The following is a 14,983-nucleotide window of genomic DNA, read 5'->3' on the forward strand; positions in this document are numbered from 1 at the left end:
CGCCGCATCGCGCCCCCCGACGTTCAGCACATGTCGCCGTCCGAAAAAATTAAGCTTTGCGGATGTCCGACCTGCAGCTCTCCTCGTCCTCACCTCCGCCCGCCGAGCCTCTGCCGGCGACCATTGCGCGGACATTGACCTACATCGCAGGCCATCTCGGTCAGCCGCTGTTGCTGGCGGAACTTGCCGCGGTGGCCGGTCTCAGCGTCTGGCGCTTCGCCACCGTGTTCCGCCAGACCATGGGCATCTCGCCTCACCAGTATGTCTGCGCACGCCGTGTCGACAGGGCCGAGTTGCTGTTGCGCCAAGGCATGGCCGCAGCCAAGGTGGCCAGCGAGACCGGCTTCTACGACCAGAGCCACCTTGCCCGCCATTTCAAGAGCGCGCGCGGCCTCACGCCCGGCCAGTTCCAGGGGCTCAGCGTCCGCCGCCTGTCCGCCGTGGCTGGCAGCGCCACGGATGGCGATGCCCGCCACGCCTGCTGATCGCGGCGAGAGACCCACCATGCCACTGCAAGCGAATGACTTCCCCGCGATCGCGGACCTGCTGCCAGAACTGGTGGCGATGCGCCGTGACCTGCACGCCCACCCGGAGCTGGCCTACGAAGAACGCCGCACGGCCGGCATCGTCGCCCAGGCACTGCGCCTCTTGGGCATAGAGGTCGCCGAAGGCATCGGGGGAACCGGTGTCGTGGGGACGCTGCGATGCGGAGACGGCCCCCGGACGGTCGGGCTGCGGGCGGACATGGACGCCCTGCCGATGACGGAACTCGGGCGCGCGCCCCACACCAGCCGGCATGCCGGCGCGCACCATGGCTGCGGCCACGATGGCCATACCAGCATGCTCATCGGTGCCGCCCGCCAGTTGGCGCGCACCCGGTACTTCAACGGCACGGTGAACTTCATCTTCCAGCCCGCGGAAGAGGGCAAGGGGGGCGCGCGCCGGATGATCGAGGACGGCCTGTTCGACCGATTTCCTTGCGACAGCGTCTATGCGCTGCACAACTGGCCCGACCTGCCGCTCGGCACCGCACAGACCCGTGCCGGCCCCATCATGGCCGCTGCCGACCGCTTCGACATCACTGTTCGCGGCAAGGGCGGCCACGCAGCGCTGCCGCACCACACGCCGGATGCGATCCTGGCCGCGAGCCAGTTGGTCGGCCAGCTCAACACCATCGTCGCGCGCCGCATCGACCCAAACGAGTCCGCGGTCCTGTCCGTCACGCGCATCGCCGGCGGCCAGAGCCACAACGTGCTGCCCGCGGAGGTCGGCATCACCGGCACGGTGCGGAGTTTCGACCCGGCGACGCAGGACCGCATCGAAACCGCATTGCGCGCCGCGGCGGCCGGCCTGGCCGTGGCGCACGGCATCGAAGTCGACGTGAGCTACGACCGCTACTACCCCGCCACCGTCAACTCACCGGCGCAGGCAGAGATCGCCCTGGCGGCAGCGCGCGCCGTTGGCCTGCAGGCAGACGTGGCACCGCGCGGCGCCTTCACGTCCGAGGACTTCGCCTTCATGCTGCAACGCAAGCCCGGCGCCTACCTCTGGCTGGGCCAGGCACGACCCGACCCGGGTGCCGAAGGCGAGCGTCCGCTGCACCACCCCTGCTACGACTTCAACGACGCAGCCCTGCCGCTGGGCGTTTCGTGGCTGTGCGAGGTAGCAGCGCGCGCGCTGGCGACAGCCTGACTGTCGGTTTTCGTTCGAGTCTGAAACCAGAGCCGTTGATGCGTCAGGGCTTGGCACGCAGCCGCGGGTCAAGGGCGAAGCGCTCGAACTGGATGTCGGTCACCAGTGGCAGCGCCGTCGCGACGTTGACAAGCAGATTCCACGAGTGCCCGCTCACGGCACTGGGCAGCAGCACGAAAGGGTGGGCGTCGATCAACTGGTCGCCAAACTCCTGCTGGTCCTTGTTCGGGGGAATCGGGTGGAGCCAGTGCGGATTGGGCACGTGGCCCGGCTGCACGACGCGGACCCGGGTCGGATCGGTGACAGTGAACGAGATGAGGTTGTGAGCGACGGTGTTCAGCACTTTGAAACCCTTGTGCACGGCCACCTCCAGGATGGCGGTGGCCGGGTCCAGGGCCGCATAGATCACGTGCTTGCCGATCGAATTCCAGCGGCCGCCGTGCGTAGCCGAGCCGATGCCGGAGTTCCAGGTGGCGGCATAGCGCGCATCCTGGAGCGTCCACCCTGCGAGGGTGCCAGTGCCGCCCAAGGACGCCGGCAGCGGGATCAAGCGTAGACCCCGTACTTCATTCGCTGCAGCAAGGTCTTGACGGCTTCGGCACCCGGCGAAGTGCTCAGCAGATCGATCGGCTTCCTGAACTCCAGACCCATCGCCTCGGTGTTCAGCCACTCGTTGGCGGCCTCCGCGCTGCCAAGCACCTCTTCTGCCATCGCGCGCACAGACTCGAGCCGGTAGATCCCGTCCGTCGTGCGCGCATCCAACAGCTTGTCTGGATCGGACTTGATGCGGTGGGCGGTTCGCGCGCTCACGCCAATGGCCTTCAGGATGGCATCGGTGGGCAGGGTATCCAACTTGGTTTCCCATATGCTGGTCAGCGCCCGGCCTGACACGCCCTTCATCACCATATCGTGGGCCATGACTCTGGAGCCCTCGAAAGCGTCGATGAACCCATCGAACACCTGGATGTTTCGCCCAGGCTTTCGGCCCGTGAGGATCTTCACGTTCGCGGCCTTCTTGCCTCGGACCCCATGGACCTTCATATCCGCAGTGGTGAGCGCGTCCTCCGCGAGGGTTGCTGCTGCGGCAGTCTGGGAGGCGCCCTTCTTGGGCTTGGCGGTCGAATGTTCGCTGGACGGCTTCATGCTGCTGCTCCTGCCATTTGGCAAACATCATACGCCACATGGCAAACCGCACGCCGCAGGCGAGGTTCAGTCTTCACCGAAACGAGCTTGCCAAAGTTCAGTATTGAGTGAAACACAGGCTCAGACTGCCGCGGCACGCTTCAGGCCAAGGTGCTGTCGGCCTGCCTCACCCCCGGACACCTCGTGAGAGAAGCGACACGGACTCGCCAAACGCGCGGCGATGCATCCACTCACCAGGCCCAGGGCAGCAGCGTCCCTTGCCTAGCGTCCAATGCCGCACGTTGAAGCTGCCGAGCCACGGTGAGGTCCTGCAAGGCCAGGCCGGTCATGTCGAAGAGCGTGATGTCGGCGGGTTCGCGCTGGAGCGCCGCCTTGCCGCAGAGGAGGTCGCCCAGTTCGATGCGGGCGGCCTCGGGGGACCACTGGCACTCGCCGATCTGCCTGGCCTGGGCCAGGTCGTCCACGACGATGCGGGCGCGCGCCAGCAAGCCTTCGGGCAGTTCGCGTTTGCCGCGCGTGTCCGCACCAACGCAATTCAGGTGGGTGCCCGGCTGTACCGCGCTCACGTCAAACAACACCTCGCGGCCAGGGGTGGCGGTGATGACCAGGTCGCTGCTGGCGACCGCCGCATTGCTGTCCGCCGCCAGCGAGATCGCACAGCGATCCGCGAACGCCGCCTCGAACGCCGGGTCGCGCCTGCCGTCGCGCGTCACGTAGCGGACCTGCGTGATGCCGGGCAGCGTGTCCAGTGCGAAGTCCAGCTGGACGCGCGCCTGCACCCCCGTGCCGAAGACGCAGGCCGAGGCCGTGTCGGGACGCGCCAGCAGGCGCAGTCCCAGCGCGCCAGCGGCACCGGTTCGCGCGGTGGTGATGGCGTTGCCGTCGATGATGCAGGTGGGCCGGCCGGTGCCAGGGTCGATGAGGACCACGGTGGCCTGGTGCGGCTCGCCACCCACGGCGCGGTTGGCAGGCCAGAAGCCCGCTGCCTTGAAGCCGAGCAGGCCTTGGGACGGCACGTCGCCCGACTTGATGCCGAAGACACCGCCGGTGAGCAGCGCTTCGCGCACCAACGGGAAAACGCGGCCGAGCCGGTCGCTGTGAAGCTCGAACGACTCCTGCACGGCCGCCAGCACGGCGTCCTTGGACAACAAGGCCTCCACGTGGTGCTTGTCGAGCAGGAGCAAGGTGGCGTCGCAGGGCATGGCGGTGGGCTTTCCGGAATCGAGTGGGACCTTGCGCAGGAACCGCGTCACCAGCCGTGCAGCCGGCTCCAGGGCTCGACCTGCGCGTTCTCGGAGAGCGCCTGATAGGCGGGGTACTGCGCCCCGGTCGCGCAAGCATGGTTGGGCAGGATGCGCAGCAGCGTACCGATGGGTAAGCGTTCGGCGATGTTCGGGTCGCGCTCGCCTTCGCGCGAAAGAATGCCGTGCTCCTGGTTGGCACCCGTGAGCAGATAGCCGGGCAGCACGGTCCCATCCAGGGTGCATGCCTGGCCGTAGCCGTAGTCCTTCTTCTGCTTCTGCGTGCCGCGGTCGCGGCTCATGGCCATCCAGCCTGCATCCACGATGGCCCAGCCCTTCTCCACCTGGTGGCCGATCACGGTAGCGAGCACGCTCAACGCGAGCTCGTCGGTGGCGCAAGCCCCCGCGTTTGCCATCACCAGGTCGAAGAACACATAGACGCCCGCGCGCACCTCGGTCACGCCTGCCAGGTGGCGGGCGGCCAGCGCGGTCGGCGTGGAGCCGACGCTGACGATGGGGCAGCTGAAGCCGGCCGCGCGCAGCCTCTCAGCGGCCTGCACGCATCCGGCGCGCTCCTGTTCGGCCATGGCCTGCTGGGCGGCCGGCGTGTCGAGGTCATAACTGGAGCCGGCGTGGGTCAGCACGCCCGCGATCTGCATCCCGCCGTCCGCCAAGGCCGTCGCAACGTCCAGCAGGGCCGGCTCGTCGGGCTTGATGCCTGACCGATGTCCGTCGGTGTCGATCTCGATCAGCACGTCAAAGACTTCGCCGCGTTCGCGCCCGAAGTCCGCGATGGCAAGCGCGGAGCCGGCGTTGTCGGTGAGGATCCTGAGGTCACAGCCGCGGCGGCGCAGCGCGAGGGCCTGCGGCAGCTTGCGGGCGGTCATGCCGACGGCGTAGAGGATGTCCGAAACGCCCTCGGAGAAGAAGAACTCCGCTTCCTTGAGCGTGGAGACGGTGATGCCCGTGGCGCCTGCGGCGAGCTGGGCCCGGACGACGGGCATGGACTTGCTGGTCTTGACGTGCGGACGGAATGCCACGCCGAGTTCGTCCATGCGGCGCTGCATGCGCTCGATGTTGCGCTGCATGCGCCGGATGTCGATGACGGCGGCGGGCGTGTCGAGGTCGCTGAGATGGGCCATGCGAGTGGGCGCGTGCAACGCGAGTCAGGTGTGGAATGGCGCCACTCTATTGAGTTTTTGATAAGCGACGCTTAATCTTCAAACCATCAATCTTTAACTTCAATTGAATGATCCAGATCGATGACCTGCGCCTGGCCGCGACGCTGGCCGCCTCGCCTTCCCTCAGTGCAGCGGCACGCACGCTGAACGTGACGCCGCCGGCCCTGTCGATGCGCCTGCGCAAGCTGGAGGCGGGCCTGGGCATGGTGCTGGCCCTGCGCGACGCGCGCCAACTGCGCCTCACGCCCGAAGGCGAGAACTTCGCCAGGGAGGCCGCCGCCCTGCTCAAGCAGATCGAGGATCTGCCAGGGCGCTTCCGCCTCGACGACGGCAGGCTCAGCGGCGTGCTCCGGCTGGCGGCGCCCTTCGGGTATGGCCGGTGCCGCATCGCGCCACTGATCGGCCGGTTCTCGCAGGCGCATCCCGAGCTGCAAGTCCATCTCACGCTGGGCGAGGCGCCATGGCCGGACCGCAACGATGTGGACGCCATCGTCCACATCGGCCGGCTGCGCGACTCCTCCTGGGTCGCGCACAAGCTGGCTTCGAACGAGCGCTGGCTGTGCGCCAGTCCGGCCTACCTGGATCGCCACGGCGTCCCGTCAACGCCGCAGGACCTGCTGCGCCATCGATGCATCTGCATCCGCGAGAACGACGAGGATGCGACGCTGTGGCACTTCCACCGCCACGCAGGCGATCAGGCCGGACGGCCTGCGGCGCGGGAGACGCTTCGCGTGCCGCAAGCCTTGCTCACCAACGACGGCACGGTGGCGCGTGGCTGGGCCGAGCAGGGACTGGGGCTGGTGTTGCGCTCGGAATGGGACGTGGCAGAGGCGATGGCCCGTGGCACGCTGGTGCGCCTGCTGCCCGACTGGCGGCTGGACAGCGCGGACGTCGTGCTGCTGCTGCCTTCGCGCAAGGGACGCCCGGCCCGACTGCAGGCGCTGCTGGCCTTCCTGACGCAGGCGCTGCGTCCCGAGGGGAACTGAGCGGTGATGTGGCCGCTAGAAATCTGCCACCTTGCCCCAGGCCGATGACCGGAAGCGGTCGGGGTGATACGGCGTCGGGTCGACCAGCGGCGCACTGCCGCTGACCACATCAGCGATGAGGTGCCCCGCGCCGGGGCCAATGCCGAAGCCATGGCCACTGAAGCCTGCGGCCAGCACCAGCCCGGGCAAGGTCGCTGTCTCGCCAATGCCGGGCACGCCATCGGGCGTGCTGTCCACATAGCCGGCCCAGGCCGCGGTCATCGCGCGCTCCTTGAGCGCCGGCACCAGCTCGACGGCTCGCTGCAGCGTGAGGCGAACCAGGGCCTGGTCCGGCGCGGGATCGAGGATGCGCAGGCGCTCCATCGGCGTGGGCCTGTCGAGCTGCCAGCGCCCCAGCCCTTCCCGGCCGGAGCTCATGCCGTCCAGCCGGCCGGGCGCCAGGTTGCGCCAGCGCCGCAGGAACATCGGCAGGAACTGCGGCGCGAAGCGGAAGAATTGCGGGGTGAGGTCGACGCGGCCGCGGCCGCTCACGGCCAGCGTGTAGCCGCCGTCGCTGCGGCGCGTCATGCTCACGCCGGCGGTGTGCAGCGTGTCGGGCAGCTCGCTGGCACCCGGCGCCACGGACAGCACCGTCTGGCGGATGGTGGCCTGGGGAAAGCGGATGCCGACCTGGCGGCAGAACGACGAGGCCCAGGCGCCGCCCGCGAGCACGGCGATGCGGGTTCGAATCGTGCCCTTCTCCGTGACGACGGCCGACAGCCTGCCGCCTTCGGTCTCGACCCCACGCGCGGCACACGCCTGGTGGACCGTTCCGCCATGGCGCATGACGGCTCGCGCCACCGCGGGGGCGGCGCGCGACGGGTCGGCGATGCCATCGGTGGGCGAGAACACGCCCCCGCGCCAGGCCTTGCCGGTGACGCGCCCGTGCTGCGCGGCCTGGTCGGCACTGAGCATCTGGGTCTTCACGCCGACGGTGCGCGCGAACGCCCCCCAGCGCGCCCAGCCGGCCAGCTCGGACTCGTCGTTGCTCAGATAAAGCAGGCCGCAGCGACGGAAACCGGTGTCTTCGCCTTCGTCCGCTGCGAAGCGCTCCCAGAGATCGAGGCTCTTCGTCGCCATCGGCAGCTCGCGCTCGTCGCGGTTCTGCTGGCGGCACCAGCCCCAGTTGCGGCTGGACTGCTCGCCTGCGATGCGACCCTTTTCGAGCAGCGCCACCTTCAATCCGCGGCGGGCCAGGTAGTAGGCCGTGAACGAGCCGATGATGCCGCCGCCGATGACGACCACGTCGGCGGCAGCGGGCAGGTCGGGCGTGGTCTCGACCAGGGTGAGCGGAGCGGGCATCGTCTGTTTCCCGCTCAGGCCGCGACCCACACCTTGCGCACCGTCTCGAGAGTGCGCCAGGTGCCCACGTAGCCCGGCTTCATGATGAAGCAGTCGCCTGCGCGGTAGGTGACCGGCGCATGGCCGTCCTCGGTGATCTCCGCCACGCCGGAGAGGATCAGGCAGAACTCCCAGGTCTCGCCCTTGATCGAGCGGTTCATGCCGACAGTGGACTCGAAAACGCCCGCGCGGACCTGGCCGTCCTTGGCGCTGTCGATGTCCCAGTTGCGGCACACGATGTCGCCCTCCAACACCCGATCTGCGGGCGGGCGGTATTCGCGTGGCTCGCCGAGCTTGGCGAAGTCGAAGTTGACGAGCAGTCTGGACATGGAGAGATGTGGCGGCTGAGTGGAACAGGTACGCAAAGATGCTAGGGCCAGGGCCTCTTCTTTGCTGCCGAAGGCGCCCCTCGCAAAGGACACAAACGTGCGATTCACGTCCGGGCCGCAGCGCAATCTGCCGGCGGATTTCGTGGGCCGCAGGGGAGCGATGAGAAGGGCGTGCGGGAGGGCTCTCGCGGGGAAGGCGCCCCGTCCAGACGGGGCGCCGGTACGCGTCAGAACTTGTATTGCACGGTGGCCGTGACGGTGCGCGTGCTGCCGGGGTAGACCCAGACCTGGCTGTACGAGCTCGCGTAGTACACCTTGTCAAACAGGTTGTCGACGTTGATCGACAGCTTGAGGTGCCGGTTGAAATCGTACGAGGACATCAGCTTGAAGGTGGTGTAGGCAGGCAGCTTGAAGTCATCGCTCGCCACCGTCGGCGCCACCGCGCCTTCGCGCTCGCCCACGTAGTTGATGCCGCCGCCCAGCGACGCGGCATGTCCGTCCGCGAGGAAGGTGCTCACCAGCAACAGGTTGGCGCTGTTGCGCGGCACGTTGGCCGACTGGCGTCCGACGAGGAAGCTGTTGTTGTCGCGGGTCACCTTCGCGTCAGTGAAGGCATACGCCGCGGACAGGCGCAAGCCCGAGACGATCTGGCCGGACACGTCGAACTCGACACCCTTGCTCTCGACTTCACCCGCGGCGACGGAGAAGTTGTTCGGATCGGCCGGGTCTGGCGTGAGCACGTTGTTCTTCGTGATCTTGTAGAGCGCCAGCGTGCTGGTGATGCCGGTTTCCGCCGAGTCGTACTTGGCACCGACTTCGTACGACTTGCCCTTCTCCGCCGGGAAGGACGTGAAGTCGCTCTTGACGCCGCTGTTCGGGCGGAAGCTCTTGGAGGCCGTGGCGTACAAGGAAATGGTCTTGGTCGGCTGGAAGACGAGACCGGCGCGCGGGGTGGTCGCGGTCAGCGTCTGGCTGACCCTGGTGCCGGCGATGTGGTTGTCCAGCGACTGGTCGTAGGAATCGCGGCGCGCGCCCAGCATCAGCTTCCACTGCGCGCTCAGGTCGATCTGATCCTGCAGGTAGAAGGCCTTCGAACGCTGGTGTTCCTTCGTGTCGGTGTTCTTCGTCATGGCGCTGGACACGTTGCCATAGACCGGCTCGTAGATGTCGATGTTGCCGGCGTTGGCCAGTCGGTACTGCAGTCGGTTGTCGGTGAAGGAGTAGGCGTCGATGCCGACCAGGAAATTGTTGACGACCGGGCCCGTCGGGACCTTGCCCAGCAGTTCCAGGCGGCCGGAAAGATCCGTGGCCGAGTTGTCACGTGTGCGGTGTTGGCGAACCAGCGTGCGCCCGTCTGACTGCAGGAAACGCGCTTCGGTCGAGGCACCGTTGATCGAGCTCTCCCGGTAGCTCACGCCCGACTGAACGGACCAGTCGTCGTTGAAGTAGTGCTGCACGAAGAGCTGCTGGCCAGTCGTCTTGATGGTCGTCTTGCCGTCGCCGGGCTCGCCGTAGAAGCTCGAAGGCGACACCAGGCCCAGCTTGCCGTTGACGGCGACCACGCCGCGGTCGAACGTTGCGCGCTGCTTGGAGAGCTCCAGCTCATAGGAGATCGTCGTGTCCGACGACGGCACCCAGATGAACGACGGCGAGATCATGTAGCGGTCGAAGCCGACATCGTTGCGGTAGCTGTCGCCGCGCTCGCCAGCCGCATTGAGTCGATAGGCGACTTCCTCGCCGATCGGGCCGGTCACGTCCGCGGTCAGGCGACGCGTGTTGTGGCTGCCGGCGGACAGGCTGACGGTCTGCGACGGCTGGAACAGCGGCTTCTTGGTCGTGATGTTGACCGTTCCACCCGGCTCGCCGCGTCCGTAGAGCGCGGAGGCCGGGCCCTTGAGAATCTCCACCGTGGCCGTGTTGGCCGAGTCGCGCACGCCGTTGTAGCCGCGGCTGTAGTTGAAGCCGTTGACCATGTAGTCCGAGCCGAAGTTCGGGTCACCCGTGAAGCCGCGCATCGAGTAGCTGTCCCACAGACCACCGAGGTTGCTCTGCTTGGAGATGCCGCTGGTGAGTTCGAGCGCGTCGGCCATCTTGGTCGCGCCCACGTCCTGCAGCAGGTCGGAGGTCAGGACGCGCACGCTCTGCGGCAGGTCCTTGAGCAGCGTGTCGGTCTTGGTGGCACCGGTCGCCGACAGGTTGCGGTACGGCTGCTTGACGGCCGAGATCGTCACGGACGTGACCGGGACATCGGCGGGCTGGCTGGCAGCGGCTGCCGGCGCGGCAGCAGCATCCTGCGCACTGGCAGATCCGCAACAGGCCAGGAGCGCGGCAGCAGGCACTGCAGCGAGAGCGAAGCGTCGATTGTTCATCACGTGGGTACTCCTCAGGGTCGTTGATCTGGAAACCGAACGGCACGGCAGCATCACCTGGCTCGCACAGGCGTGACCGCTCCCGGCCTGCGTCCGGGTGGACACAGGCCTTGAAACAGGAAAGGGGCTGGAATCGACCGCGACTCAGCGTCGGGCAAGGTACGTGAAGCGCCGCCTTCGGCCACTGCCGGCCGGGTGGGGGACGCTGGCCGCATCGAGACGCAGGGAGCGAGCGGGGACAGGGGGATGGGCCATGTCGAAATTATGAAATCACGCTGCGCGCAGAGTCTGCTGTTGAGGCTCGGGCAGCCACAATCTCGTGTCTTTCGGTGGCTTGCGGCGAGCTGTCGCTGCCGAAAAACGCGCCGTGGTGCGGGTCGGCCGAGCATGGTGCAATGAACGCACCGGCACGGTGAGCACCGCGCGCGCCTCCTACCCCAGTCCGCCCTGGCAGACGTACTTGGTCTGCATGTAGTCATCGAGGCCGTAGCGCGAGCCCTCCCGGCCGTAGCCGGACTCCTTGACGCCCCCGAAAGGGGCAGCCTCCGCGGCCAGCGCACCTTCGTTGAGGCCGACGATGCCGCTCTGCAAGGCCTCGGCAACGCGCCAGGCTCGCGCGATGTCTTGCGTGTAGAAATACGCCGCCAGGCCGAACGGTGTGCCGTTGGCCAGCGTGAGCACCTGCGCCTCGTCGGCGAAGCTGGAGATGGGCACGACCGGCCCGAAGGTCTCTTCGCACGCGCATGCCATGTCCGCGGTCACGCCGGTGAGCACGGTGGGCGCGAAGTAGTTCGGGCTGGCCCAGGCGCCGCCCGCCAGGCGCTCACCGCCCAGCACCACGCGCGCGCCCTTCTCGACGGCATCGTCAACATGCCGTGCGATCTTGTCCACAGCCCGCCCGTTGATCATGGGCCCGATCTGGGATTCGGACGCCGACGCGGGTCCGACGCACAGGGCAGCCACCCGGCGGGTCAACAGCTCGACGAAGCGGTCATGGACACCGGCTTGAACGTAGACGCGGTTCGGGCACACGCAGGTCTGCCCGCCATTGCGGAACTTGGCGGCCATGAGCCCGTCGACGGCTGCGCTCAGGTCGGCGTCGTCGAACACGATGAAGGGCGCGTTGCCGCCCAGTTCCAGCGAGAGCTTCTTCAGCGTGGCGGCAGACTCGCGCGCCAGGTGCTTGCCAATCGGCGTCGACCCGGTGAACGTGATCTTGCGCACACGGTCATCGGCGAGCCACACATCAACGACTTCCGGCGTTCTCTCGCGCGACGCCGTGACCACGTTGATCACACCGGCCGGAATGCCCGCCTGCTCGGCCAGCGCAGCCAGGGCCAGCGAGGTCAGCGGCGTGTCCTCCGCGGGCTTGGCCACCACGGTGCATCCGGCGGCGAGGGCGGGCGCGATCTTGCGCGCAATCATGGCCGCAGGAAAGTTCCACGGCGTGATCGCGGCGACGACCCCCACCGGCTCCTTCAGCACCAGCATCTTGCGGCCGCGCACCGGCTCGGGAATGAGGTCGCCGTAGGCGCGGGTGGCCTCCTCGGCGAACCACTCCACGTAGCTGGCCGCATAGGCGATCTCGCCGCGCCCTTCCGCCAGCGGCTTGCCTTGCTCGCGCGACACCAACCGGCCCAGGTCGTCCTGGTGCGCCAGGATCAGGGCATGCCAGCGCTTGAGGAGTTGCGCGCGCTCACGTGCGCTTCGCGCGCGCCAGGCCGCAAACGCATGATGCGCGGCGTCCACCGCGGCGGCGGCGTCGATGGCATTGCTGTCGGGCACACGAGCGAATGCGAGCCCGGTGGCCGGATCGCTGACATCGAAGGCGGCGCCGCTCGCCGACTCGGACCAACGGCCGTCGATCAGGTTGGCGGAGCGCAGCAGCGAGGAGTCTTGAAGCGTGAGCAGGGACATCTTGGTTTGGAATCGGGGTTGCGGGACGAGGTCGGCGATGGCAGGTCCCCTCTCGGTGGTGGACGGCGCGCCCCCAGGTCGCGCGTGCGCGGCCCGGAATGAGGGCGATCTTGTGGGAGGCTCATTCGACGATCCTGTTCGATTGAAGCAGGATCGTGCAGCAGCGTCGTCGGCCCTCGGTCTGCGCAAGACACGCGATCTGCCGTTCTGGCGCACCGCGACAGCACGGCCTGCCAAGCCCGCGCCCAGCGGTCTTCGGAGCCGGCCGACGGAAGCCCCTGCGCGGCGCCACGGCTCGGCAGATGGTTTCGAGCGCACCGCATTCGGCAGCAGCGCCCCGTCGTTGAGCCGCCATCCACAGAACATGCTGTCGAATTTCGTCCGCGGTCTGTTTCGATGCCAATTGCCAGCGCGCGCGCTCCACAATTCGGTCGTCATGAACAGCAATTCGGAGCGCACGGTGGCGCAGACAACTGGCGCGGTCGACCCCGAGGTCGACGCCGTTCACCTCCGGCCCTTCACTCCGGCCGACCTCGAAGCGGCGCAAGCCCTCTCCAGGGAAGTGCAGTGGCCGCATCGTCCTGAAGACTGGCGTTTCGTCTCCGCGCTGGGCGCGGGCGTGGTTGCGGAATGCAGGGGGCAACTGGTCGGCACGGCCCACTGCTGGAAGTGGCCGGATCGCCGTGCGACGCTCGGCATGGTGATCGTGGCACCGCCCATGCAGGGGCGCCGCATCGGCGCGCAGATGATGCGCGCGCTGCTGGATGACCTGGCGCAGTTCGACGTCTCGCTGCATGCCACGGCCGAGGGCCGGGCACTCTATGAACGGCTCGGATTCGTCGCCCTCGGGGAAGTGCGACAACACCAGGGAATGGCGCATCCGGCCCCTCTTGCCGCCATGACGCCGGGACAGCGGCTACGCCCGCTGGGTCGGGCCGACGTGGACAGACTCGTCGAACTGGATGCCGCTGCAAGCGGGATGGCACGCGGCGAAGCGGTTCGCGCGCTGATCGCGGATGCCCAAGGCATCGTGCTCGACCGGGATGGCGAGCCCGTCGGCTTCTCTTTGTTGCGGCGGTTCGGACGCGGGTACGCGATCGGCCCCGTGGTCGCGCCGGATGCCTCCGGGGCGCGGGCCTTGATCGCGCACTGGACAAGCCAATGCGCCGGCAGGTTCCTGCGCATCGACGTCGAGGCCAGCAGCGGTCTCGGTGGTTGGCTGGAGGACCAGGGCCTGCATCGCGCGGGCAGCGTCGAGATGATGACGCGCGGCACGCCGCCCAGGCGCGGCCCCGCCTCTGGCCTGTACGCCCTGATCAACCAAGCGCTGGGATGATGGCCAGGCCGGCGTTCCTGTACAAGTCCGATCCGGCTCGCGGCGCGATCTGGAAACAATGCTTCGAGGAGAACCTCCCGGGCATCGAGTTTCGCCAGTGGCCCGAGGTCGGCAACCCCGCCGAGGTCAGGTTCCTGGCCGCCTGGGAGCCACCGCCGGACCTGGCCAGCCGCTTCCCCGCGCTGGAAGTGCTGTTCTCGGTTGGCGCGGGCATCGACCAGTTCGATCTGGCGGCACTGCCGCCCACGCTATCCGTCGTTCGCATGATCGAGCCGGGCATCGTGGCCGGGATGATGGAGTACGTCACGCTGGCCGTGCTGGCTTTGCATCGCGACCTGCCGGCCTACCTCGAGCAGCAGCGCGCCGCGCTTTGGCAAGCCCGGCCCCGCCTGCCCGCAAGCCGTCGCCGCGTCAGCGTGCTCGGCCTCGGATCTCTCGGGCGCGCAGTCCTTTCAGCGCTGGGCAACTTCGGCTTCGACTGCGCCGGCTGGAGCCGCTCACAGCATGCCATCGAGGGCGTGAAATGCCTCTCTGGCACCGAAGGGCTGACGGCGCTTGTCGCGCAGACCGACATCCTGATCTGCCTGCTTCCGCTGACTGCACAGACCCGGGGAATGATCAGCGCCTCCCTGCTGGCGAAGCTGCCTCGCGGTGCAGCCTTCGTGAATGCCGGCAGAGGCGGTCATGTGGTCGACAACGACTTGATCCATGCACTGGACAGCGGCCATCTGCGCGCGGCCGTCCTGGACGTCTGCGAACCCGAGCCACCCGCGCCGGAGCACCCTTTTTGGCATCACCCGAAGATCTGGATGACGCCGCATGTGGCCAGCGAAACGCAGGCGCTGACCTCAGCGGAAGCGGTCATGAAAAACCTGAGGCGCCATGAGAATGGGCAGCCCATGGACGGGCTGGTGGATCGCATTCGGGGCTATTGATTCCGCATTGCGCGCGCTCTTGATAGCCTGAGAACGAGCCGGCTGCGGAGACATGCGTGATTTGCGCGCTGCGGTCCAGTCGGGGCAACGTACCGCTTTGCACCATGCAAGCGGCGCGCAATCGGACGACGGCGTGGGGAGAGTCGTCGCGTGTCTCTTGCATTGGCGCAATGTCCAGGCGGCGGCCAGCGCAGCCCGCACTGCGCCTTTCCATGTCGCATTCGAGCGCTCGACCACGTTCAGCAATGGAGGCCGTCTCGCGCCTCGTCCATTGTCAACGCCATCGAAAGGACACCCATGCTCGCAATGATTTCCATGGTCACCGGCCTCTGTGCCGGTGGGCTTGCCCTCTATCAAGCCAGCAAGCAGCCGGACAAGGCGCGGCAGTTGCGCATGCTCAGCCTGGCGCCCTTCGGCATGGCCGCACTGATGGCGGTGCTGTTCGTCTTCTGAGCCTACGGCGCGCAGCCAGGT

At 67.8% G+C, this 14,983-nt stretch carries 14 protein-coding genes; 6 read left to right on the forward strand and 8 right to left on the reverse strand.

The window, feature by feature from the left end:
• Window positions 1–62 precede the first annotated feature (62 nt).
• Both AC3WR5_RS05995 and AC3WR5_RS06000 read left to right on the forward strand, forming a co-directional pair.
• A complete protein-coding gene (locus AC3WR5_RS05995; RefSeq protein ID WP_492482728.1) occupies window positions 63–485 on the forward strand; it encodes a helix-turn-helix transcriptional regulator in 423 nt (140 codons plus the stop codon).
• 19 nt (window positions 486–504) lie between these two features.
• Window positions 505–1,692, forward strand: coding sequence for an amidohydrolase (locus AC3WR5_RS06000; RefSeq protein ID WP_492482730.1), 1,188 nt, complete (start codon window positions 505–507; stop codon window positions 1,690–1,692).
• 43 nt (window positions 1,693–1,735) lie between these two features.
• On the opposite strand, the gene AC3WR5_RS06005 is transcribed toward AC3WR5_RS06000, so the two are convergent.
• The 4 genes from AC3WR5_RS06005 to AC3WR5_RS06020 all read right to left on the reverse strand — a co-directional run bounded on the left by AC3WR5_RS06005 (window position 1,736) and on the right by AC3WR5_RS06020 (window position 5,218).
• Window positions 1,736–2,242 (reverse strand): RES family NAD+ phosphorylase, encoded by a 507-nt coding sequence (locus tag AC3WR5_RS06005; protein ID WP_492482732.1) that lies wholly within the window; start codon window positions 2,240–2,242, stop codon window positions 1,736–1,738.
• A complete protein-coding gene (locus AC3WR5_RS06010; protein ID WP_492482734.1) occupies window positions 2,239–2,835 on the reverse strand; it encodes an Xre family toxin-antitoxin system antitoxin in 597 nt (198 codons plus the stop codon). The genes AC3WR5_RS06005 and AC3WR5_RS06010 overlap by 4 nt, the downstream gene beginning before the upstream one ends.
• Before the next feature lie 230 nt (window positions 2,836–3,065).
• Window positions 3,066–4,037: an ornithine cyclodeaminase family protein gene (locus AC3WR5_RS06015; protein WP_492482736.1), complete on the reverse strand. Its 972-nt coding sequence runs from the start codon at window positions 4,035–4,037 to the stop codon at window positions 3,066–3,068.
• A 47-nt stretch (window positions 4,038–4,084) separates the two neighbouring features.
• Window positions 4,085–5,218 (reverse strand): DSD1 family PLP-dependent enzyme, encoded by a 1,134-nt coding sequence (locus tag AC3WR5_RS06020; protein ID WP_492482738.1) that lies wholly within the window; start codon window positions 5,216–5,218, stop codon window positions 4,085–4,087.
• 107 nt (window positions 5,219–5,325) lie between these two features.
• Here AC3WR5_RS06020 and AC3WR5_RS06025 point away from each other — a divergent pair, with 107 nt between their 5' ends.
• Window positions 5,326–6,243, forward strand: coding sequence for a LysR substrate-binding domain-containing protein (locus AC3WR5_RS06025; RefSeq protein ID WP_492482740.1), 918 nt, complete (start codon window positions 5,326–5,328; stop codon window positions 6,241–6,243).
• 15 nt (window positions 6,244–6,258) lie between these two features.
• Here the strand turns inward: AC3WR5_RS06025 and AC3WR5_RS06030 are convergent, their stop codons facing one another.
• The 4 genes from AC3WR5_RS06030 to AC3WR5_RS06045 form a co-directional block, all read right to left on the reverse strand.
• Window positions 6,259–7,584 carry an NAD(P)/FAD-dependent oxidoreductase gene (locus AC3WR5_RS06030; protein ID WP_492482742.1) on the reverse strand — a complete coding sequence of 442 codons (1,326 nt, stop codon included), beginning with the start codon at window positions 7,582–7,584 and terminating at the stop codon, window positions 6,259–6,261.
• Between the two features lie 14 nt (window positions 7,585–7,598).
• Window positions 7,599–7,952 carry a cupin domain-containing protein gene (locus AC3WR5_RS06035; RefSeq protein WP_141287476.1) on the reverse strand — a complete coding sequence of 118 codons (354 nt, stop codon included), beginning with the start codon at window positions 7,950–7,952 and terminating at the stop codon, window positions 7,599–7,601.
• 227 nt (window positions 7,953–8,179) lie between these two features.
• Window positions 8,180–10,321 (reverse strand): TonB-dependent siderophore receptor, encoded by a 2,142-nt coding sequence (locus tag AC3WR5_RS06040; protein WP_492483552.1) that lies wholly within the window; start codon window positions 10,319–10,321, stop codon window positions 8,180–8,182.
• 432 nt (window positions 10,322–10,753) lie between these two features.
• Window positions 10,754–12,238, reverse strand: coding sequence for an NAD-dependent succinate-semialdehyde dehydrogenase (locus AC3WR5_RS06045; protein WP_492482745.1), 1,485 nt, complete (start codon window positions 12,236–12,238; stop codon window positions 10,754–10,756).
• Window positions 12,239–12,380: 142 nt separating this feature from the next.
• Between AC3WR5_RS06045 and AC3WR5_RS06050 the strand changes: the two genes are divergently transcribed.
• From AC3WR5_RS06050 to AC3WR5_RS06060, 3 genes are all read left to right on the forward strand, one after another.
• The gene (locus AC3WR5_RS06050) at window positions 12,381–13,574 is read left to right on the forward strand and encodes a GNAT family N-acetyltransferase (RefSeq protein WP_492482747.1); all 1,194 of its coding nucleotides are present in this window, start codon (window positions 12,381–12,383) and stop codon (window positions 13,572–13,574) included.
• The gene (locus AC3WR5_RS06055) at window positions 13,574–14,509 is read left to right on the forward strand and encodes a 2-hydroxyacid dehydrogenase (RefSeq protein ID WP_492483554.1); all 936 of its coding nucleotides are present in this window, start codon (window positions 13,574–13,576) and stop codon (window positions 14,507–14,509) included. Before AC3WR5_RS06050 ends, AC3WR5_RS06055 begins: the two co-directional genes overlap by 1 nt.
• A gap of 297 nt (window positions 14,510–14,806) precedes the next feature.
• A complete protein-coding gene (locus tag AC3WR5_RS06060; RefSeq protein ID WP_492482749.1) occupies window positions 14,807–14,962 on the forward strand; it encodes a hypothetical protein in 156 nt (51 codons plus the stop codon).
• Window positions 14,963–14,983: the final 21 nt, after the last annotated feature.

It is taken from the genome of Ideonella sp. FW305-24 (genome assembly GCF_058788035.1).